Consider the following 22,987-nt stretch of genomic DNA (forward strand, 5'->3'; position numbering starts at 1 on the left):
TCGGATCGTATTAAAGGCTTTCCTTTAATATTACCATATCACGATTCGATAGTTACGGTCTTCGTTTTCTGTTCCCATTTTACAGTCAATCCGAGCTGTTCCGAGACGAGCCGAAGAGGTACTAAAGTCCTGCCATCTAGGATTAAAGGAGCTACTTCGGCGCTTTGCCGCTTGCCGTTCAATATAAATTCCTTCTTGTTTACAGTCAGATCAAGCGCCTTGGCACCGCGCAGCACCATAATTTTCTTAGTATTCTGATCCCAGGCAGCACTTCCGCCAAAAGCATCCAGCACATATTTTATCGGCACATATGTGGTACCATCCTTGACGATTGGAGCTACATCTATCGACTTCTTGGTCCCATTTACCGTCATAGCTTTGGAGCCGATGATCATTGAAGCCGAACCTTGTGGAAGACCGGCTTCACTGGACAGCGATGGCATCACGAAGGAAAGATTATCGAAAGCAACGGTACCCGTCTTAGCCCGTTCGTCCTGACCTTCTTCTACATTCACTATATACACTCTTTTCAGCAGCGCAGGGAATTTAATAGCTGCCCCCGATAAATCAATATTCAGGCTCTTCCAGCCGTTCCAGTCAATGACTTTAGCGAGATCAATATAAGCCGTTGCTCCAGCGCTGTCCACCACTTCCGCCCGCAGCCAGTTAAGGCTCATATCTCCCATAACATCAAGTGACATCGAAGTTGCGGCTGCCGGAATGCTTTTGCCGGAGGTTCCGTTAAGCTGGGCATAAGCATACATTTTACCGCTTCCTGCAGTCATGTCATAGCTGAGTGACAATACCTTGGAGCCTGCCCGCTCCGCCGTTCCAGCCACGATCGCGGCCGTTCCGGTAACACTGCTCACGTTGGAAGTAAAGGCGATCGGATAAGTAACATTATCAAAATTCTCCCACGGTGTAGCTGCTGCAGTCGATAAAACAACCGCAGTACTGAACCCGTCGTACCGGGCAATCGCATACCCTGTGGTGACACCTGCGTTTACCGAGTCAACCGTCAGCTTGCCATCCTGTACACTGCCCTTGAACCCGACAAATTCCCATTTCAGCGCTGAATTTGGCACAGCCAGTGTCGCGCCGCTTTTAGCAACCGCTGTGACTGGTACGGAGACCGATGCACCAGCCGCCAAAGGAGCTGTAACCGTTCCCGCGGTCAGGCTGGCAAGATCGTCCCCGCCCAGAACGGTAACCTTCGCAGAAGCACTTGCCGCACCGCTGGTCGCGGTCAGTGTAACTGTTCCTGCTTTGACACCAGTCACTTCGCCTGCATTCACTGTAGCACTGCCGCCGCTGGATACCCATGCCGGATTGGCTGAAGCGACATCTATCGGATTATAATACGTATCATAGCCTTTTAATGTATAGGTTGCTTTTTGCCCGATTAGGAGGGCTGAACTGCCGCTGATTTTCAGCCCTTTCACCTCACCCTGTGGAGCTGATGTGTACACTCCGAGGCCGTTGACAATGCTGCGCTGCTCCGTGCCGTATTCTGTATTAAAGGTTAGCGTAGTCGACGTTTCAGCGAGCGGACGGTCTACCATGGTCGTAGACCCGCCTCCGTCCAGATTCATTCCCTTCCAGACACCGATGTTTGTCATGAATGATTGCAATTCTGTCAGTGACATACCGGCACTGCTCTCATTATCCTCCACCGCAATTACATATACGTAACGGCCATCCTGGGAATAACCAAGTGCAGTACGGGCCCGGAAGCCGCCGATACTGCTCGTTGACCTCGAGAAGGTGGCTGCTTTACCGTTGTTGACCAGGATGGTATGTCCGCCGATCATCATTTGCAGGCTTGCCGGATCCACAGTTTGCTGCGTCGTTTTAGATTTCAGGGAATACACACTGCTCAGCTTTTGACCTACTGCCAGATGTGCCTTGACGAACTGTGCTGCGAGCCCGTGTGTCCGCAGGATATAAGCCCCCTTCGGAACTGCCATCGGCAATGCTGCATCTAATGAGATTTGAGTGATTGTATCATTCTCTACCAATACCTCCGTTGGCGTAGTAGAACTATTCTTCGGCCGGGCCAGTGCAGTCCAGGCATCTGTATAGAGATAGGCAGCATTGGCATGGCTATATGTAGAACTGCCGCCTTCAGGGCTGTAAGCCCCTTTATTAATACCGGACAGCGGAAACTGGGCTCCATCCTCAGCTGTGACCAGTCCTTCAAAAGCATACTCGTCGATCACCGGCTGGCGGTCTTTAGTCACTGCAAAAGCGTACATTCCTTCAAGCTGTGATGGTGTAGAAACCACAACCCCGCTTGAAATTTGTCCCCCTATCGGGGCACCTTCGCCGCCGGTGTTGAAATAATCACCGTTAACTGCAGCTACTGCTCCTGTTTCAGCTGCCATACCGCCAGTGCTTTGACGGGTAGTCAGTTTACCGCCCTTTCCGGTCATTACATCAAGGGACACATAAGGATTACTCAAATCTACACGGATGACATCCGCCAGCCCGGTAGCACTTATACCCGAACGTTGTGTTGTGAACTTATATTTCATCATCATTGCACCAGAAGTGATCACTTCTTCACTCAGCTTGGTCACTGTAAAAGAACTCGCTGCTGCCTGGGCTACTGGTATAGTAGAGGATCCCCATCCAGGCAGTCCTTCGCTTCCGATTACCGGCATGATCCAGAGTACACCGGCTAATGATGCAGCAATCCAGCGTTTGGCAGGTAACCTTCTTCCCCCCTGTGCATGCTCTTCGTTTCTCTTCTCCATGGAAACTTCATTCATTTCAGTGTAACTCTCCCATCTCTTTTTTTAATATAAGTTCTCTGATATCCGCATCTATTTTTCCAGTCAAAGAACAGGCTTCCATTTTTCCTTAACACTTTAATAGACTGAAACGAAGCCAAAAAGTTGCGAAGTTTGCTAGATTCCGTCCTATTTAATAGCCTGGTAAGTCTATGCAGATATAAGAAGAAACGGCTTTGCCATCCTATTAGGGAAGGTATCCGTTTCTGCTGGAAAGAGAAAGATAATGTATCGGGTAAAACAAAGAAGTGCTTATCTTGACACAAAAAAAGCCCCGCAAAGCGGGGCCTCAGCCTGATAACTTGTTATTCTACAGGAAACCTGCCATACCGAGCATACGCTGCAGCATCACCGCTGCTTGAGCCCTGGTTGCATTACCCTGCGGTTGGAACACTGTGGTAGTCATTCCCAGTATAATTCCTTCCTGCACAGCTTTGGCGACAAATTCAGCACTTGCATTCTGGATTTTACCTCTGTCTTTGAAGACACTTAGCGCAGATGAAGCCGTACCGTTCAGTGTGATCGGATTCTTCGTATATTCCATCGCACGGATAATCATGATGGCCAGCTGTTCCCGGGTAATATTGTCATTCGGCCGGAAGGTGCCGTCTGTATTCCCTGTAATAATACCGGCTTTAGCCGCTGCCCCAATATAATCACCTGTCTGTGTAGAAGGCTGAATATCTCTGAACTGCTGTGCAGTCACCCTGTCCCCCAGCAGCCCCAGCCCCCTGCTGAGCATTACTGCAAATTCAGCCCGGGTTATCTTCAGTTCTGGATTAAACGTGGTGCCGTAGCTGCTGTCGATAATATTTTTAGCAGCAAGTAAAGCTACAGTCGTCTTTGCCCAGTGCTTGCTCATATCGGTAAAGCTGCGGGTTGAGAGGAACGTGCCGACTACCTGATTGCCTGTTGTACTGGCCTTGATTACCGTATAACTTCCGGCCGAGCCAATCTTGGTAGGCAGATAAGCAGCATCATAATAGGCAAGATCCAGTCTGGCTGCTGATACCTGGTCATTGTTCAAAGTTGAGGTCGTGCGAACAGCATACTCTCCCGGTACAGTAAGGACGGTACCATTGGAATAATTGCCGCTGACCACGGCGCTCAGCCGGATATCCGTCAAGCTGGTTATAGGTTGCAGCCCTTGTGTTCTAAGCTTCTGCTCAAAAGGCGTGTATGTGCCGGATGGAACCTTCTCCAGCCGGAGTACAAGCGATATCGTATTGCTGTCTGCGATCAGGTTGGCGGCAAGGCTGTTCATATTGATATCATCCAGCGCCAGAGTAAACATGCTGTCCCCGTAGCGAACCCCGAACGTCGACTTACTGTTGCGGTTTACGGCATCCAGCAGCGGTTTGAGCGGTACCGAAACATAGGCGGCTAGCTCTGTTGACGGGACTTCAAATACTAAGGATGGCGTGCCCAGCTTATTAAGGTATTCATAACTGGCAGCCAGGCGAGCCGTGGTCAGTGTATATCGTTTGAGCGACTGGCTGTAAACGGAACGATCATCTGCCACTGAAGCGGAGTCACTCTTGAGCAGCGGATATTCCTTCCCGAATTCACCAGCAGTGAGCGTACCCAGATAGGAAGGACGGCTAGCCGTTGTGCTGGTTCCCCCAGTCAGGTTCTGAACAGAAAGTGCTGTAAATGAAGCAAGTGCATTCCCGCTAACATCAAAAATGCCTCCAGCTCCTGTCATATAGGACAGGTCAACGGCTTGTCCGGTTTTAACTACTGTAGACAGAACCAATCTCAGGGTTGCTCCGGAAACATTGAAAGATTGTACCCCTACAATACTTCCGTCTACTCTGACTGCGAATTGCCCGGTATATAGTGACGTACTGGCCTGCATACTTTTACTGAAAGTAACGGTAAGCTCATCACCAGTGATAGTTGCTGAACTGATATTCGGCACTGTCGTTACACTGCTTCCCGAGATAGAGACCGGCGCAAGATTAATGTAAGCAGCCCTATTGCCATTGAAATCACTGATTCCGGCTGTCCCTGGAACATAAGAGATTGTGGTGTAGCTCGTTGTTAAAAGTGTACTCTCTAAGGTAAGTGTTACTTGATTTCCGCTAACAGCTACGTTGGTTACAAAGTTAGGCGTACTTCCCACCAGGACTGAGAACTGACTGATCATCGGCAGATTGCCCGAGGATAATCCTTCATTATAAGTAAGTATAATCTGCTTGCCTGAACCGACTGCACTCTGAAATACCGGAGCGGTCGTATCGCTGGTGTTGCGGATATAGAAATCGCTGAAGTTTGTTATGTTCTGACCGTACTGATCCTGAAGCGGATAAGACCCGGCGATGTAGGTTATCCGGACAGCCTGGCCGCTAGATGCTACATTATTTACACCTAAAGTAACTGTTGAACCGCTGGAGCTAACAGAATTAACACCCAGTGAAACGCCGTCTGCATACACATAGAACTGGCCATAACCAGCTGTAGAAGCAGTTCTCAGCACATCATTAAAATTCAAAATTACAGTCTTTCCAGACAAAGTGCCGTCTTTGGGTGTAGGCAATGCTGATTGAACCGAATTGGTTACCTGCCGTGATGTGAAACTGTTTGCCGTATTTCCGCTCAAGTCTTGAATGGTTCTTAAGCCGCCTGAATAGGAGATCTTAACAATCTGCCCTACAGCTACACCCGTGCTAAGCGTCACATATACGCTGTCTCCCTGAATGTAAATACTTTCGATTGCTCTTTTCTCATCATTGACCGTTACTGAAAAACTGCTCATCAGCAATGATACCGATGAATTAAGCGGCTCATCGTATTTCAAACGGATCGTTCGATTGTTCTCGAGCACTGCTGAAGAGAGGTTGGGGGACATCTTATCCAAGGCTACCGTCCGGAAGCTCCAGGAGCCCTTTCCGTTAATCCCCTCATATTGATTATTATTACTGTCAACAAATGTCCCTTTGGCGATATCAATATAATAGGTTGTGTCATTGTCTAGTGACGTGGAAGGTACAATAACGTATTCCTTAGAATTTGTACCTGGAACTGCAGATACAGTTGTTGTTAGTTTTGTCCCGCCGCTTTTATACAGAGCTACTCCACTCTCAGCGGTTAAAGTTGCCGCCTGATTGAATGCAATCTTAATAGGTTCACCAGTACCTACAGACTCACTGCGGTCAGCCGGACTAAGCGCTGTTACGCCAAATCCCGTAAGCGACGTGGTTGTGAAGCTCCATGTATAAGATCCTGAAGCAGGAAAAACATTACCATCCTGGTCATAAAAAGCCCCTTGCGGAATGGTCACCGTATACTTCGTATTGCTTAACAGCGGACTCGCGGCAGAAGCAGCACCCACCGTAATAAATCGGGTTCCCCCTCCCGTAACCGCAGAGGAATTCACGTTGAAATACCTGGTGCCGTCTGAAGTACCCGGAGATAAAGTGATTATTCCAGCAGCCGGCATCATCGGCTGCTCAAATGTCAGCTGGAGATTGCCTGTTGTCGAGACGGCACCTGCTCTGTTAGCTGGAGATACATTTACAGATGAGACAGCCGTTCCCTTGACTGAAAAACTCCAGACATTCCCTGTAGAAATCCCTGCAAAGGATTTATTGTCATCATCTTTAAGTGCATAGGGATCAACCAGCACGTAATAGCTGCTGCCAGACATCAGTTTGTTTGTTAAAGTCAAAGTCACCGTAGTTGAGGAGGCATCACTTTGTAAATTGATATATCCCTCTCCGTCTATGAGCTTAAACTCCTGCACTACAGTGTTGTCTGCTGAAGCGATAAGCTTAATTGAACCTCCACCCCGCTGAAGTTTCTTATTAAGCTTGAAGCTAAGCTGAGAAAGGTTGCTATCCACCCGTGAATAATTCGCAGGAGAATAATCACTAGCAGTGATCGCTTGGTTGATGGATGGCGCGGTCGTGAATGTCCAAGAGGCTGCCGCTGATTCCAGTCCCAGTCCGTCTTTAAACATGCCTTGGGGCACATTAACGGTATAGGTCTTATTGTACTCAAGGTCCTTACCTAATTTGAGCTGATATTGCGTTGAACTGCTGATTAGGCCTGAGCTGCCCACGGGGATAGTTACATAGGGTTGACTGGCCCCTAGTGCAGTAACGGTGATGTCTCCACTCTGCGGAGTTACCTGACGATCGAAGCTAAGTTTGATGGACGACGCTACATTCACATTCACTTCTCCCTGGACAGGGGATGTGGACATGCTAAATTCATTTGCGGCATGCACTGCCGAGCTCCCGATTCCGATAGACGAATACCCTGTACCGAGCACCAGGTTTCCTGCCAGAATGAGTGCCGTCCATATTGAAATTTTCCTTTTCATGCGGTGATAGACTCCTCTCAAGCCATACTATCTCGTCTTTATACATATTCTTATATTTCGGCTAAAAGGCTTCCAAAGTTTAGAAGACTTCCAAGTGTGAATCACTCCTAACCCCTAACTTCCTCAACTGAAATTAAAAAAGCCCGCAGACTTCAATCTTCTCATAAAAAGAAGACCTGTCTGCGGGCTTGTCTATATAGTGTATAAATTAAATTCCGGCCTGAGCTTTAAGCATTTCTGCTTTATCCACACGTTCCCAAGGAAGATCGACATCGGTACGGCCAAAATGACCATAAGCCGCGGTCTGTCTGTAAATCGGTTTGCGCAAATCCAGCATGGAGATAATTCCGGCAGGACGAAGATCGAAATTGCTGCTGATGAGGTCAGCCAGCTTTTCCTCACTGATTTTCCCTGTTCCGTATGTATCCACATTAATCGATACAGGATTAGCGACCCCAATTGCATAAGCCAATTGAATTTCACATTTGGAAGCTAGGCCGGCAGCAACCAGATTCTTTGCTACATAACGGGCTGCATAGGCAGCAGAGCGGTCGACTTTGGTTGGATCTTTTCCGGAGAATGCGCCTCCGCCATGACGGGCATAACCGCCATATGTATCAACAATAATCTTGCGTCCGGTTAATCCGGCATCCCCCTGAGGACCGCCAATGACAAAACGGCCTGTCGGATTAATGAAATACTTAGTGTTATCGTCGAGCAATTCAGCCGGAACAACCGGCAGAATAACATGTTCTTTAATATCCGCCTGGATCTGCTCAAGTGAAATTTCCTCTGCGTGCTGAGTCGATACTACAATTGTATCTACACGCACCGGTTTTTCATCCTGATACTCAATCGTTACCTGAGTCTTGCCATCCGGACGCAAATATTCCAAAGTACCGTCTTTGCGGACTTCAGACAAACGGCGGGCAATTCGATGTGACAGGGCGATCGGCAAAGGCATTAATTCAGGCGTTTCATCTGTTGCAAAACCAAACATCAGGCCTTGGTCACCTGCGCCAATATTAGCAGTTTCTTCAGCAACCTGTGCAGGATCACGATGCTCCAGCGCCGCATTTACACCCTGCGCGATATCCGCAGACTGCTCATTCAGTGAGCTAAGCACAGCACAAGTATTATAGTCAAAACCATATTTTGCGCGGGTATAGCCAATTTCCTTAATCGTATTGCGTACAATGGCCGGAATATCTACATACTCCGACTTGGTGCTAATCTCGCCAATGACGAGTACAAGACCAGTTGCTACAGCTACCTCGCAGGCAACGCGGGCATTTGGATCATTGGCCAAAAAAGCATCCAGCACTGCATCAGAAATCTGATCACAGATTTTATCCGGATGTCCCTCTGTTACGGACTCGGAAGTAAACAAATGACGTCCTTTAATAGACACGTACAACAACCTCCCATATTGTTAGTCTGACACTGTATAAGGGGGCTCCTTAGTGATAACAGGCCAAATAAAATAAGAATAGTATCAAGAAATTATTAATGCTGTCTTCAAAAAATGAACCTTTTCCATATGGAAAAGGTTTAAGGCTTTCCTCAAAAGTCATATTATCTTATTTGCCGGATGGTGTCAATTAAAGGCAGTCTCAACCGGCGTTTGCACAAGTTATGTGAAAAGAGACTGCTCAGCTTGCTTGACAAGCCTCTTCGTAATTTCCCCGCCAACAGAACCATTATCTCTGGAGCTTAAATGGCCAAGATACTGACTCCGTCCAATTCCTGCAGCCCCTCCAAGAGCTCCAAGCTCAGATGCAAACTCCGTATCTGCTCCTCCGCCATAAGAAGCACCATATAGACCGAATTCTGCTGCAATTTCATATTGCATTTGTTTCAGCATTGCGCGACTTTCCGGTACCACTGTGCGATTAGTACGTGCCATGTTACAGCACCTCCTGAAATTATTTTAAAGATTACAGGAAGTATTCTGCGTCTGATCCATGGCTTTGAGTCCGTTTAATGTTTGTCAGCAGTGGGAAAGAGTTCCGGTGTATGAGGATCGCTCCCACAGGGTATCCTTAATATTAAGGAAATAGTATTTCTTCTTTATTTCAATGTGTAAGAACCTCGTACCATGACTACAAGTCCTAAAGTTTGACCTTCTTGGACAGTTATCCCACGTCCATCACGGGGAAACGATAATAAATGATTAGATGGTGCTGCAAGCCCATTGGCAAGATCGGTTCCATCCGTTAAATCAGCGACGCCATTACTGTCCTGTGAATAAATGACCGCTTTACCCGCACGGACAATAAATTCAGCACCCGCACTAGCAATTAGAGTCTGGCCCGGTTTCACATCAACAATTACTACTTCATTACTGCTTGGAGCCGGAGAAGAAGATGGTGCAGCAGTTGCAACAGGTGTTGCGGTTGCCGTAGGTGGCTGAGTAGCTATTGTTCCACCTTGAAGTGCCTTTTGAATTTGTTGATCCACATAACTTTTCGTTACAACGGGATCATCAGCCGTACCTGGCTGCGAGCCGACACTTGCACCTTCAGCGGTGATGTTGAGTACAGAACCTGCCCATACACTGCAAGCAAGCAGCCCGGTTGCAATGGAAATTTTCCAAACGGTTTTCATCAGCTTCCTCCTTCAGAATTCAAAAAATGCTAAAAAAAAGAATAGCCTCCGAAGAGGCTATTCTGGGCTTCGGTAAAACCGAATTACTTCGCTACGTTTACAGTTACGCTGTTGTCGATTGCGTTATCATCCATGTCAGTAACACCGGACTTGTCAGCGATCGTTACAGAGATTGCATTAACGAATGAAGAACTCAGATCAATCACACCAGTTTTAGCGGAAGTGTAAGCTACGATTTCACTAGCTTGAACTTTTCCGTCTTTGTTGTTGTCGAAGTACAGTACATCAGCGCCGTTGTATTTATCTTGAATCGCACTAATTGTGATGAAGTACTTGCTTCCGGAAACAGATGCAATGGCCACTCCGTTTGTAGCTTCAACACCGTTCACTTTGACTACAAATTTAGTTGCGTCAATGCCTTTAACAGGCTCAGTGAAGTTAACAATCAACTTAGTAGCATCATCAGCTGAGATTGTTGCAGTAGCCAGCTTAGGAGCAACGCCATCAACCAAAGCAAGTTTTGCCAGCTGTGGAGTGATTGCGTTACCAGCTGCATCTTGGACTCCAGTGATCAAGAAGTCAAAGCCCTTGGATGCACTGATTCCGCTCGATGGAATGTAAACATTAACCACCAGGTTATCACTAGCCTTACCAGTATAGTTGGTTGTTACATAAGAACCAGCTGGCAGAGCCTTAGAATCCAGGGTGTAGTTATTGATATCACGAACAGTATTCAGATTCAAGCCGCTAGCATCTTGAATTGTGTAAGTAACTTGTTGGTCACTTGCACTCTTAGGAGTTGGAACTACTACAGGCGCACTAATGAATACAGGTGCTTTGGAATCTGTAGAGGTTGTAGCAGTAATTGTTACAGGCAGTACCGTTGCAGCACTCTTATTAGCCGATGAGGACAAGTCAACAACAAATCCGGCTGGCAGACGCAGAGTGTAGCTTCCTGCTGCAAGGCCAGTAACATTGTTGAATGTAACAACGCCATCTTCATTTTTGTAAGTAGCAACAGTTACCGGAGTTGGAACGCCTGTAGCATCATTAACCAACGTGAAGCTGCTTCCCTTAACTTCAACATTTTCGGAGAACTTCACAGCCAGACCAGTGGATGTGTAAGTCACGCTTGATACTGTAGGAGCTACGCTATCTTTAGTGAAAGTAACAGCTTGAGTTGAAGTAGCTGTTGTTACGTTGCCCAGAAGGTCTCTGATTCCAGCGCCGATTACTACAGTTCCGTTGAATACACCATTGGTGAATACTGGAATAGTCGGAGTTTTCAGAGTGAAGGTTTTGCTATCACTACCTTTGGAAGGAACCAGGGTACCTTGGCTAACACCGTTAGAATTCAACAATGTGAATACACCGTTCAGGGAGTTGATATCAACAGCTTTGCTGAATACAACTTTGATTGTGTCTTCACCGGATACGGCAAAGCTGGAGATTGTTGGCAGTTCAACATCAGCTACAACAGTTACTGTAGTTTTAGTTGGGTTCGGTGCAATGTAGTTTCCAGCAAAGTCTTTAACGTTCAGGAAGGAAACATCATAAGTTTTGCCAGTAACCAGAGTTGTCGAAGTTGTCAGGACTACTTCATCAAGTGAAGATCTTGCAGATCCAGTAGGCACAGTAGCGGATACACCGTCAACGTAAGCGACAGCTCCATCTTGAACTGGCTCGCTGAATTTCACAACCACTTTGTTAGTAGTAGCCTTAGCTGTGGAAGTTACGGATACAATTGTTGGAGCAGTTGTATCAGCAACAGTCAGCAGAGTTGTGTAAGGAGTTACCTTAACACCTGTATCAGTCTTAACATCTGCAGTTACTGTTACAGTGTATTGACCTTTGAAGTATGCGCTACCCGCTGGAGTCAGTACCAGTTCTGTCTTGTCGGAAGACAAAGTAGCATTTGCATATCGAATGTCAACAGGCTGAGCATCTGTCAACGTAGTAACAGCAATTGCTCCAGGAGCCAGTGTGTCTGTACCATAAGTTGTTCCAATAACAGTCTTGGAATCCAAAGCACGGTTGAATTTAACAACCAGCTGTTTGGAGTTCGGAGCAGTCACGGAAACTACTTTAGGAGCTGCCAAAGTTACTTTAACGCCTGCATAGTCAAAGCCTTTGTATTTGAACGTAGGAATTGTAGTTTCTACGCCTTCAACCAGGGCTGTTGTCAATGTCAGTGTAGTAGTTGTTTTGTCAGCGAAAGTTACCAACACGGTTGTTGGAGTCAAAGCTTCTGCGCCAGCAACAGCTACTTTAGTTGTCATGTTGTCAACTGCATAAGCTGCTTCTACTACCAAAGAGCGAGTAGCGTTAGCTTTGAAGTTGGTGCCTTGAGCAACCAGACCAGCGTTGATAACTGCTTGTGCATAGCCTTTAGCCCATGCAGATGCGGAGTTATCAGTTGTTGCCGGAGTTTCCAGTTTCAAAGCGCGGAACAATACAGCCGCTACTTCTTGAACTGTTACTTTACCGTTGTAGTCGAAGATACCTTTAACAGTATCTTTACCTTGCATCAAGTTTGCTGCAGTTACAGCTTCGATGTAAGGAACAGCCCAGTTAGTAGCTGTGTAACCTTTGTCTTTGTAAGACAATTTACCAGTTACTTCTGAAAGGCCGAACAATTTAGTAACGATCTTAGCGAACTCTGCACGAGTCAGATCTTTTTCAAGGTGAGCTTGACCATCTGGGTATCCGTTAAGAACACCTTTAGCTGCCAAAGCATCAAATTTTGCTTGTGGAGTTGTTGCAGTTTCACCAAACGCTACAGAGGCAAACATCGAGAATGCCATTGCTGTAGATAATGCTACGGATAAAATTTTCTTCATAACCTTTTTTTCTCCTCCTTGGACGTTCATGAACTGAGATTTTTCTTTAGTTGGGTAGCTCATGTCACTCATTAGCCGATGCACCCCCTTTCCCGAGTTGAGCATATTAAGTATAAATAATGTCTGTGACGGGTATCACAGAAACTTGTAAACAGGTTTAAGGCATAGTAATACTAGATTCCTAATTCTACCTAAGTATTATACAATGTGCCTCAAGTCACGTAAAGCTAATTTTTCCATTCGGCATTGCCCTAGCTATTAGGGTTATCTAACAAATGCCTGGTGTAAATGACTCTACACCTTAAACGCAGGAGTTCCGGAAAAGTTGCGCTTTGTTCAAAAATAATTTTTAAACCGCTGTATCCCGCTCCCCGTTCCAATAGAAGATAGATATGTATGTTCTACTAACTATTGTTAATGTTGGGCTGCTACGGGAATTAGTATAGCATGGAGGTTTCAAGACGTCATTAAGCAATATTTGTTAAGTAAATAAACATAATTCTCCTTTTTCAAACTATCGTCTTTCCTCATACTGGAAAATAAAAAAGCGCCGATTCCGGCGCTTTTCTTATATAACATATAAACTAACGTATCTTCATCGATAGTTGAATCAATTCCTGACGTTTCTCAGGACTGGCATTTACATTCTCGTACATGGCATCAATAGCCTCACGGTTCTCGCGGTAGGTCTTCTCATGTTTAATTGTGGTGTGGGACCATTCAATCAAGGCATTCTCGGCGATAACAAGATCATTGTATGCATCATGGAAACCTGTAGCTTGTACAAGCTCTTCCATTACCTCTTGTGTAATCTCCTGCAACGCCCGTTTTGCGGCGATCTCTCTTTCCAAAACTTTTGCTCTATTCTCAAACAAATTCTTTGCTTTCGTGTAATCCAATTGCGCTTTTGATAAAATCGGTTTCATCGATGGCTTTCACCTTTCAGAAAAAATTATTTTCTAAATTATTGTAACGTAAAACAGTGCAGATTACAAAGTTAATGTCGATGGCATGTATTTTCCATTAAAAAGAACAGGCCCGCGAACAGTTTTCGCGGACCTGTCGTTCTATTGCTACATTAATTGAAGGTTTTCGGGAAGATGCTTGTGCTCTTCTGCAGGAGTGACACAGCAATCTTTCCGGCTTCCGCTCTAGTCAGCTTGCCCTTCGGATTGAAATTATATACCGGTTTAGGTTGGCCCGTAATTGTCACTGCACTGCCTGTCATGATTTTGGCTTTAGACACTGCATCTATGGCTGGTCTGGAGTAAAAGTCCATACTTCCCGAATCCACAAACGACTTGGTAAGAGTGGTCAGAAGCTTGTCATCGTTGAGCGCCATTTTAAGCTTCAGAGCTCTTGCAATCATCACGGCTGCCTGTTCTCTTGTTAACGGCTGATCCGGGCCGAAGAACCCATCGCTTAAGCCTGTTATGATACCTGCTCTTGCAGCAGTCTCAATATGTTTGAAGTCCCATGTTGTCGAAACTGCCTCCGGCACAATATCAAAGAAGGTTTGCTGGCTATTATTGTAGCTTAAAGGGATATTCAGCCCTTTCACCAGCAGGGTGGCAAATTCACCACGTGTAGTCGTATCATCGGCTCCAAATTGATCGAATCTAAGATTTTTCATAATTCCTTTGGAGTACAATCCGTTAAGGATATTTCTTGCCCACGGATGATTCGTGATGTCTGTATATCCACGGCGGAGCTTCATTACTGTGTAATACCCAAATTGATCAAAAGCAACAGTAATAGTATGTTTCTTCGTATCGACCTCGCCGCCAATGTTCTCCCATTGTCCTGAGTCCGTATATCGGTACACTGTTATCGTTGACCCAACCTCATCCACAATATTGGGACTAAACGTTAGGGTCAGTTTGCCACGCTGTGAAGGAACAATTTTGCGTTCAGCTTCAATTTGTGTGAAATTACCTTCTACCGAGTATGGCGCGATACCATTCGTAGCCGGTTTATATAGTGCAGTGCCCTTAGTTCCCTTTTCACCAAGACCTCCACTGATCCAGTAAATGTCGGATACCCGGGAGAAGTTATTAGTTTCTACTGTGGAGTTAAACCGCAATACCAAATCAGAAGGAATTAGCAATGTGCTTTGACCTCCTGGTGTGCGGGCATCTGCATCTACGTTGATTGTGTTGCCATAATCGTTTTTACGCTCAACAACTCCATCTAACGGATCTGCAATCCCGAAAAGCAGCTTGGTATCAGGATAGTACTTCGCCGCGCCGGAGCTAGTGTTTCCTTTCATTAGTGTACCCTTTGGAAACGAAAGCTCCAGTCCCTTGTTGAATACACTATACTTAGCTGCAACCTTTTCAGCCATGAATTGTGTGTCCACTTGAACGGCACTTGCATAATAGACAGTGATTGTATCATTTATGGTTGCCGCAGCACGAACAATCTGGATTTTTATGGTTGTTGCTTTATCTGGTTTCAAACCAACATAATCCAGCGTAAATCTGTTCGGCAAATCTGTGCGTGGCACAGCTTCATACTTATCAATTAAAACCTTTGTTGCCCCTTCAGCTTCAATATCAAAACGGACAAAGTTTTTATTGACGACAATCTGTTTCCCAACCGTTTCTACTGGAGATAAGATGCGGTATGGAGAGACTTCACGCTCTACCTCCAAACGTTGATTCGTGCGCGCACCGGTTTCATTGATTAATTCCAGATTGTATACAATGCTTCCCGCTGTTTCTGCCGGAATATCCATGATCCGCAGAATGAAATCTGTGCTGCTGCCCACAAAATCATAGTAATAGGTCTTTCCTCTATAAGTGAACTGCGTTGGCCCTGCTTTGGCAGAGGTTGTGCCCAGGATAGCATTATCCAGGGAAAGGAACAATTCCGACCCTTGGTACAGGTTAAGCTTATTCGCCGCTCCACCTCGGAGTACCAAGTCGTAGCTGGTTTGGCTTGTAACATACTTTTCATCCTTATAGATGAACTCAGAAGTCAATCCAAGAATATCATTAAGCTCTTTATCCGTATAATCCTTAATATTCGTATGGCTAAGAGCCGCTCTGCCTTTAGGCAGCTTGGGATGGAATTGTGACAGGTTGGATACATTTGTATCTACAATATAGATTTTCAGTTCTTTGCGTATTTCTCTCTTATTGCCCACATTGTCCATCGAGGTCCCTGTGAATACGATTTTATTCTCTCCATATACGAGGGGGCCTGAAGCTGAAATATTAAGTACAAATGAGAATTTCGGGTCGGTCGTCGGATTAAATTTATCAGTAGGCTGTAGTGCTGGATTCAGTTTATCATTTGAAGTTCCGTTGACGAAAAATTGGGCGTTGCTGATATTCTCGAACCCGATATATTCACCTGATACCAACATTGTATTAGCAGCATTAGCTGAACTGAACGTATAAGTCTGACCATCATTTAAGTTAGCTACATAAATATAGTTCTTGGAGACATAAGCAATATCTGCATTATAGAAGGATTGCGAACCTGAAAATTGAAATTTTACCTTCTGTTGCCCGTTGGAGAAGCCAACAACTTTATAGACAGCTTCATTAGAACCGAGGTTATTGAGGTTAGTTTGTTTCTCTAGCTTCAGCGATGCCCCCAAAGGGAGGTATGAACCCAATAAAGTTGAGGGTGCCGCGCTAGACTTCACCATAATGAAAAAGTCAGGTGTTTCGACTTCAGCACCATTTAAAGGAAGCTTAGATAATGTTTTAGCGTCAATATTACCTGTAGAAACTTCCTTATAACCTGAAAGATAGTACATATCCGTAATGACGGTCTCACCCGCCAGGAACTTATAAGATTCTTTGACCGATGTAGTGTAGGTCCCGTACTTAATACCGACGATTACGCTAGAAGTTCCCGCAGTAAGCGCAAATGGATTGGTAGTCTGGAATGTGATTAGGCGGTATTGAGGTGTCACCCCATCCGGAGCAGGGATAATGATTTCTTTCTGTGCGGTTGTACCAATCGTTGTACTAAATGTACCGTCTGAGGCAATCGTATAGGACTCCAGTACATCGATTGGAACGACCACATCGTTAATTTTCACTTCATGATCCGCTTCAAAGGACTTAGTGCTGGAGTTATACGGCAAAAGTACCTGTCCCATAATCTTGGCCGTGGTATCGTTAGCTGTCAGAGTAGGGATATTATCCAAAATATTATAAGCCTTGTAGACGGGTGGCGTCAGCGTTGAATCGCCGTGTGTGATTTGCAGATCGGTAAACGGCTTGTTGGTGTCAAAATAATACACCGAACGTTTAATTGCAATGGAATCGGCAGAATTCTGTACTATGATGTCCAGCGTGTTTTCCCCAGATTTCAAAGTGAGAGCTGGTGTGAAAAAGGTTCCATCCTCAAGAAGCGAGGTTTGCAGCGAAGAACCACCATTCAGGGATACCCCTACCTTGGTTGCATTCGTAACATTACCCTGGATCGTGATCTGCTGGTTAGGCACAACAACCTTGGTACCTTCATTTAAGTTAATGGCAGTGGGTCCTCCTCCAAGTACTTGAAGAGAAGAAATGTAAGGGACCTTATCGTAAAGCACATAAAACGATTCTGAGCGTTGTAAGGAGCCTTGCATGCCTGAAAAAGTAATTTTATTATATCCTGCAAAGAGGGTTAGGCCACTTGCTATAAACCGGTTATCAGGGTTTAATGTGTCTGTAGTTACCGCTCCAGTAGTAGTATGGGTATCATCTGTAACCCATTTCCCTCCACTCTGCGTCATCTGCTGCACAGTAACCTTCATAGTGGAAGCAGTTACCTGTGCATAGGTACCGGTTATGGAGAAGTTGGGAGCGCTTGTCTTATATACAGTATTTCTTGTGATTGCTGTTGCACCAGTGGTCGCTGTCTGGTCAAGACTTGCTGTATTCCGCAGCGTGAGATCATCCGGACTAAAGTAGGTCGTGGTTGCTGCCGCTGCTAGCGGCGTGTATTTACCAGGAAACATGGAAACGATCAGAGCCGCCAGCAGCAGCCAAACGAATGCTCTCTTAAAGCGTAACATGTGTTATATCTCTCCTTTGAGTATATGTTCTCGATATTCTTCACTTTGTTCTTTATCGGTCATATCGGCAGTTTTTTTTAGGAATACAACAAAAAAGCTCATCCTAAAAAGGATGAGCTTTGTAAATTAAAGGAATATAATAGCATATCACAGTATTTAGAACCTTTATGACTTGGATCCGCGCTCCGGACTAACCTTCATTCGCATTCTTAGCAGAAAGTCAATTAAAGGCCGTTTAGTCTTACTGATGACGCCGGTAATTTCAGCACCAATCTGCAGGAAGAACAGCATAACGCAGATGACCACGAAGGTTACCCAGTTTGCTTCATAGAGTGAAGCGGATGTTTGAATAACCGCCAGTACTCCGAAGAAAGCAGCAATGCCGTAAATGATGAGAACCGTTTGACGGTGGCTGAATCCAAGCTCGCGCAGGCAGTGATGCAGATGCCCTTTGTCTGGTGCAAAGATAGGTTTCTTCTGCAGCTTGCGGCGGACAATCGCGAAGAATGTATCCGATAAAGGAACTCCAATGATTAGGAGTGGAGTGATAAAGGACACGACCGCAATTTGTTTAAATCCTAGCAGCGCCAAGAGTGCCAGACAGAAGCCTAAGAACAGTGAGCCTGTATCGCCCATGAAGATTTTTGCCGGGTGAAAGTTGAAGAACAGAAAACCCAATATACTGCCAAGCAACAGCAGGCACAGGAGCGCAACCATCGTATTGCCCATCAAAAATGCCATTACAGCGATTGTAGCAATTGCAATTCCGGATACACCGGCAGCTAGCCCGTCCAACCCGTCGATCAGGTTAACGGCATTAGTGACACCGACAATCCAGAAGATCGTCAGCGGAACAGCGATCCAGCCCTCCAGTGAGGAATACGTATTGTTAAAAGGAATATTCACGAAATCAACAGTAATGCCAAACCCGAAAACTACGATGCAGGCTGCGGCAATTTGGCCCAGCAGCTTCACTTTAGCTGAAAGCTCGAACCGGTCATCAAATCCCCCGATAAGAACAATCAGTCCGCCGCCGCACAGCAGCGCTTTGATGAAGTTAGCCTCCCGCGGAGTAAAATCGTAAGGAATAATTGGCAATACGGCAAGCAGGCCTAACACAAACGCCAGAAATATACCTAGCCCACCAAGGCGGGGCATTATCTTCGTATGCACCTTTCGGGCATTCGGCACATCTGTAGCACCAATCTTAATAGCGAATTTCTTCACCAGTGGCGTCAACAGGAGCGCAAGTCCCATGCACACAACAAATCCGGCGATGTATATAATTAACATTTGAAAAGTCGACCCCCATTTCTCTACCGCATTGAATTATACGCCGAACTAAAAGTAAATTCCAATTCCGTTTTTAGGCTGTTGTTCGGATTTTTCCGGTTAATTCACGCTTTTCACTGAACTTTTGTCACTTTATCTTTCTCGCGTACCACTTTTACTGCGAATTTCGGCAGCGCAAGCATTCTTTTGTATCGAGTCGGCTCTTTGAGAAGTCGATATAACCACTCTGCACGGAGTTTCTGGAAAGCTTTAGGAGCCCGTTTGCTTTTGCCTGAGATCACATCAAAGCTCCCGCCCACCCCCATCATCACAGGAATATTCAGCCGGGACTTGTACTTGGCGATCCACGGTTCCTGGCTGTCTGCACCTCTGGCGACAAAAAGCAGGTCTGGCTGAGAGCGGGTAATATCCGCAATAATCTCCTCGTCTGCTTCCGGTCCAAAGTAACCATCCCGGTAGCCGGCTATTACGATACGCGGATATTGAGTTTGTAACCTTGAAGCGGTCTCGCGAATCACATCGGGTGTAGAACCCAGAAGGTAGACCCTCCAGTTATAGACTTCGCCTTGGCGCAGCAATTCATGTAAAAGATCAAATCCTGCTACACGCTCAGCCACAGGCTCTTTGCAATATTCCGCTGCCCATACAACACCCGTTCCATCAGGGACGACCAATTCTGCTGACTTCATAATCTCCATATAGGCCGGATTGTCCAGTGCAGTCATAACCATGATGGGATTGGCCGTGATCACCTGATGAGGCTCCCGGTTACGTACAGCCTCGGTCAAATAGGAAACCGTAGCTTTCATGTCGACTTTGGATACTCGTATACCAAAAATTGGCACAGTGGGCAAAACACTATCTGCTTTCACGTTCAATCATCCTTTACGGCGGAAATATTCGGTTATCTGCCGGGCCGGAGCCTCGGCTGCTTCAACTAAGGCTGCGATTAACGGCTCCCGCTCCCGTCTCCATGCTTCCCCTTGTTCCAGAAGATGCAGAATTTCAGTTGCAACCACGCTGCCTTCCAATGTTTGGGTCGATCCTACCGGCGTGGAGCGGATTTGCTCCAGAAAATGATCAATCTTGGGGTCGTAGGAGATACCCATTAGAGGCACACGTCTGCCGGCGGCGTAGATCAGGCTGTGCAGGCGCATACCGATCAGAGCATCACACCCTGCAACTTCACGCAGCATCTGCTGGGGATGAAGCGCATCCTCACACAGGCTAACTGCTCCTCCAAGCGCTGCTATCTTCCTCTCCAGCTTCTGTATCACATATCTTGAGGCTTCATTGTCTGGCGGATGGTGAAAAGGCAGGAACCGCAAGTGAAGCGGCGCTTCGGCACAGGCCTGTACCAGCCCTTCAGCGATCGCATCCAGCTCCCGCCGCGATTCCTCCCAATACCGCACTGATACGCCTACAGTCTTCAGTGCAGAAACCGAGCTATTGGGAGATTGAGGAGCCTGGGCTGGCGTTCCGGGTACCGCTGGAAGCTCCAGACCCATAACAGGGTCGGGAACAACCTCAATCTTACTCCCGTCAAGTCCCATACTTTGCAACAGCAGACGGGACTTCTCGTCCCGCACAGACACATAGACACATTTGCGGAATACGGACTTGATCAACGGATGGAACAGCTTCCGGTTCACCGGACCGATGCCTTGGGCATAAATAAAGGTCGGCTTCCCCAGCCACTGGGCAAGTTTAACTATACCTAGGTAATAAGGAATAGTCTTGCTGCCTGTTACATCCTGAAGCAGGCTGCCTCCCCCGCTGATAAGCCCGGCACTTTCCGAGATGGCACGCCGGACTTCGCCCAGCTTCATCCGGTGGACGGATTTCACCCCATAGGTGGCGGTCGTCCATTCCGGATCAATGGATAACACAATAGGTTCAATAGTGATCCCGGCAGCCTGAGACTGCTTCTGCAATGCGTTTAGAATGGACTGCAGCACTGCCTCGTCCCCGCTGTTACGGAAACCGTAGTAGCCGGAAATAATTATTTTCTGAGCAGTGGCGACCATCTTTTCCAACACCCTTCCGCAATCTGCCATACTAAGGCGGCGATAAGTCCAATGATAAGACCAAGTCCCAAGCCAAGCCCTCCGCGGATGAGTGAGATTAAGGCCGGAGTATGAATATGGGCGAAAGTATCCACCATGGATAGCTGTCCAATCACCGCGACGATCATGATAAAGGCGGCGTTCCGATATTTATAGGCCATGAAGGCACCCAAAATAAACAGCGGGTGGGCAAGCAGGAACTCCTTATTCCGAGGCCGCACGCCAACTGTATTCTCCAGGAAGGTACGGAATGACATTTCAAGCGAGCTTACACTGCCGCCATTGCCGGTACGGCTTAAGTAATACATTCCCATCACGCCGAGAATGCCGGCAGCAATAACCCAGGCTAGCGTAATTGGGGTACGCAGTAGTTTGCCTGTTTTGTTAAATGCAAACTCTCCGCGATATAAGAGTACATAAAGCCCGGTCAGGGCAATTGGAGCCAGATGCAGCAGGCTTACCCCGCGGAACTGATTGAGCACCAGACTGTAGGTAATATTGTTTAGCAGTGCGATGACAAAAGGCACGGCACTCAGTGAGATAAGAGCAGTCTTTATATATAGCACAAGACTATGCGCCAATCGGCGGCCCGGGCTCATAACCACATAAGTTAACGTACTCTTCCGCAGCGGCGGGCCTTGTTCGTTGATTTTGCGGACGGCCAGCACCGTTGCAACCGTTGGTGCACTGATCGCCACTGCAAGTGCCAACGCCTGTTCAAAGAGCTCCGGCTTCAGCAGCATCAGCCCTGCGCTTCCAACCAGACCCAGTGCCCAGGCCGCAAGGGTGAGCAAAGGAATAAAGTAGGAGACAAGAAGGGCAACCATGGATACTGCGCCAATCACAGCTCCCAGCTTAAAGTAACGCTGATAGGAGGAATCGACAACTTCAAAAGCCGTGGCCTGACCCAGAGTAAAGCCGTTATCTTCGATTTTCTTCACTGCCCCATCCGGGCCGCTAAGGCTGGTTACCAGGTTGTCCAAGGTGTCGGTAACCTGAGCCTTGGTGGTATCCCGTGATGGAATAGTGTTGAGATAGATCATCCGGATATTACGGTCCTTAGTGGCCAGCGCAAAGCGGTCAGCGATTACTTCCGGAGATAGTCCGGAATCACCTTCGCTAAGAGAATACAGCCGGGTCACATTATAATCGAGCAGATAAGCCAGTCTATTAAATCCTTTTTGCTGTACTTTAATGTTCTCGATTGCAGCAATTCCCATTCCGCGTTCCTTAAGAAGATCTGCAAATGCAGATAGACTGCTATCGGAAGCATCATCATTGAATCCCTTAACAGATTCCCCTTCAAAAAGAATCCGTTTCACTCCAAGCTCCTGATAACGATCCAGCAGCTTCGTAACAGCCTCCTGGTCGTATGTTAATGAATCAACCAGCCGGGGCACAATATTAAAGCCCTTCTCATGCAGCATCTCCAGATTAAACGGGTCCGGCTGCAGCGGCTTCAGTGTTGCGTCCTCCAGCGGAGTTTTGATGATAAGCCCCTGCTGTCCGCGGAAGCTCCAGTTTTCAGTTGCGATATCAAGACGATTGAAGGCTTCCTGTATGATCGGTGCGAGCACCGAACTATTCTCCGTGCTCGTGAAGAGGACGTATGTATAGTTCTCATTTTCCGGAATCACCGTGTCTGTCAAATTTGCGATGTCAGCCGCACCCCATAACATCAGGCGGCGGGTTTTGCGGTAATCCTCAAGCGTGCTCTCATAAATAGCCATACTCTGTACACCGGCATCCTTCAAACGGTCAAGCTGCTCAGATATATAGTCCTTAGGATTTACGCGGTAGCTGGCTACCTCTACGAGATCACGATAATCAAATACAAATTCAACCGTCTTGGAAGACTTCTCTGTCTGCAGGCGATCGTAAACAACCGGGAGAGCGGCCAAAACACCAATCACCACGAGTATCCACAACCACTTGCGCGAAGCTATATTCCATCGTTGCCATTTCTGCTGCACCAAAAGTACCTCCTCTTTCACTTCAAAACCTCTAAACTCAAGCAGAAACGGACGTGCGTCCTGTGA

The 22,987-nt window shown here is 46.7% G+C and carries 12 protein-coding genes; all 12 read right to left on the reverse strand.

Annotated elements, in window-relative coordinates; genetic code table 11:
- Positions 1-38 precede the first annotated feature (38 nt).
- The 12 genes from JRJ22_RS26975 to JRJ22_RS27030 all read right to left on the reverse strand — a co-directional run bounded on the left by JRJ22_RS26975 (position 39) and on the right by JRJ22_RS27030 (position 22,921).
- Positions 39-2,756, reverse strand: coding sequence for a stalk domain-containing protein (locus JRJ22_RS26975; RefSeq protein ID WP_232380967.1), 2,718 nt, complete (start codon positions 2,754-2,756; stop codon positions 39-41).
- Between the two features lie 346 nt (positions 2,757-3,102).
- Complete coding sequence (locus tag JRJ22_RS26980) at positions 3,103-7,119, reverse strand: Ig-like domain-containing protein (RefSeq protein ID WP_206102271.1); 4,017 nt, start codon at positions 7,117-7,119, stop codon at positions 3,103-3,105.
- A 208-nt stretch (positions 7,120-7,327) separates the two neighbouring features.
- A complete protein-coding gene (metK, locus tag JRJ22_RS26985) occupies positions 7,328-8,530 on the reverse strand; it encodes a methionine adenosyltransferase (protein WP_054942275.1) in 1,203 nt (400 codons plus the stop codon).
- Positions 8,531-8,752: 222 nt separating this feature from the next.
- Positions 8,753-9,025 carry an alpha/beta-type small acid-soluble spore protein gene (locus tag JRJ22_RS26990; RefSeq protein WP_206102272.1) on the reverse strand — a complete coding sequence of 91 codons (273 nt, stop codon included), beginning with the start codon at positions 9,023-9,025 and terminating at the stop codon, positions 8,753-8,755.
- A 164-nt stretch (positions 9,026-9,189) separates the two neighbouring features.
- Positions 9,190-9,726, reverse strand: coding sequence for a hypothetical protein (locus JRJ22_RS26995; RefSeq protein WP_206102273.1), 537 nt, complete (start codon positions 9,724-9,726; stop codon positions 9,190-9,192).
- A gap of 83 nt (positions 9,727-9,809) precedes the next feature.
- Entirely contained in the window at positions 9,810-12,638 is a 2,829-nt protein-coding gene (locus JRJ22_RS27000) for an Ig-like domain-containing protein (protein WP_206102274.1), read from the reverse strand.
- Between the two features lie 512 nt (positions 12,639-13,150).
- The gene (locus tag JRJ22_RS27005) at positions 13,151-13,417 is read right to left on the reverse strand and encodes a hypothetical protein (RefSeq protein WP_332461352.1); all 267 of its coding nucleotides are present in this window, start codon (positions 13,415-13,417) and stop codon (positions 13,151-13,153) included.
- A 227-nt stretch (positions 13,418-13,644) separates the two neighbouring features.
- Positions 13,645-17,589, reverse strand: a complete 3,945-nt coding sequence (locus tag JRJ22_RS27010) for an S-layer homology domain-containing protein (protein WP_206102275.1) — start codon at positions 17,587-17,589, stop codon at positions 13,645-13,647.
- Positions 17,590-17,754: 165 nt separating this feature from the next.
- Positions 17,755-18,882, reverse strand: coding sequence for a glycosyltransferase family 4 protein (locus JRJ22_RS27015; RefSeq protein WP_206102276.1), 1,128 nt, complete (start codon positions 18,880-18,882; stop codon positions 17,755-17,757).
- 113 nt (positions 18,883-18,995) lie between these two features.
- Positions 18,996-19,760 (reverse strand): WecB/TagA/CpsF family glycosyltransferase, encoded by a 765-nt coding sequence (locus tag JRJ22_RS27020; protein WP_408637856.1) that lies wholly within the window; start codon positions 19,758-19,760, stop codon positions 18,996-18,998.
- Positions 19,761-20,909 carry a polysaccharide pyruvyl transferase CsaB gene (csaB, locus tag JRJ22_RS27025; protein ID WP_206102278.1) on the reverse strand — a complete coding sequence of 383 codons (1,149 nt, stop codon included), beginning with the start codon at positions 20,907-20,909 and terminating at the stop codon, positions 19,761-19,763.
- Positions 20,885-22,921 carry a DUF5693 family protein gene (locus JRJ22_RS27030; RefSeq protein WP_206102279.1) on the reverse strand — a complete coding sequence of 679 codons (2,037 nt, stop codon included), beginning with the start codon at positions 22,919-22,921 and terminating at the stop codon, positions 20,885-20,887. The genes csaB and JRJ22_RS27030 overlap by 25 nt, the downstream gene beginning before the upstream one ends.
- Positions 22,922-22,987: the final 66 nt, after the last annotated feature.

This window comes from Paenibacillus tianjinensis, assembly GCF_017086365.1.
Lineage (GTDB): Bacteria > Bacillota > Bacilli > Paenibacillales > Paenibacillaceae > Paenibacillus_AQ > Paenibacillus_AQ tianjinensis.

Bases quoted from the DNA above. Each gene is read 5' to 3' on its own strand.
- JRJ22_RS26995 (WP_206102273.1), bottom strand. From the start codon at position 9,726: ATGAAAACCGTTTGGAAAATTTCCATTGCAACCGGGCTGCTTGCTTGC.
- JRJ22_RS27015 (WP_206102276.1), bottom strand. From the start codon at position 18,882: ATGTTAATTATATACATCGCCGGATTTGTTGTGTGCATGGGACTTGCG.
- JRJ22_RS26990 (WP_206102272.1), bottom strand. From the start codon at position 9,025: ATGGCACGTACTAATCGCACAGTGGTACCGGAAAGTCGCGCAATGCTG.
- JRJ22_RS27010 (WP_206102275.1), bottom strand. From the start codon at position 17,589: ATGTTACGCTTTAAGAGAGCATTCGTTTGGCTGCTGCTGGCGGCTCTG.
- csaB (WP_206102278.1), bottom strand. From the start codon at position 20,909: ATGGTCGCCACTGCTCAGAAAATAATTATTTCCGGCTACTACGGTTTC.
- JRJ22_RS27000 (WP_206102274.1), bottom strand. From the start codon at position 12,638: ATGAGTGACATGAGCTACCCAACTAAAGAAAAATCTCAGTTCATGAAC.
- JRJ22_RS26975 (WP_232380967.1), bottom strand. From the start codon at position 2,756: ATGGAGAAGAGAAACGAAGAGCATGCACAGGGGGGAAGAAGGTTACCT.
- JRJ22_RS26980 (WP_206102271.1), bottom strand. From the start codon at position 7,119: ATGAAAAGGAAAATTTCAATATGGACGGCACTCATTCTGGCAGGAAAC.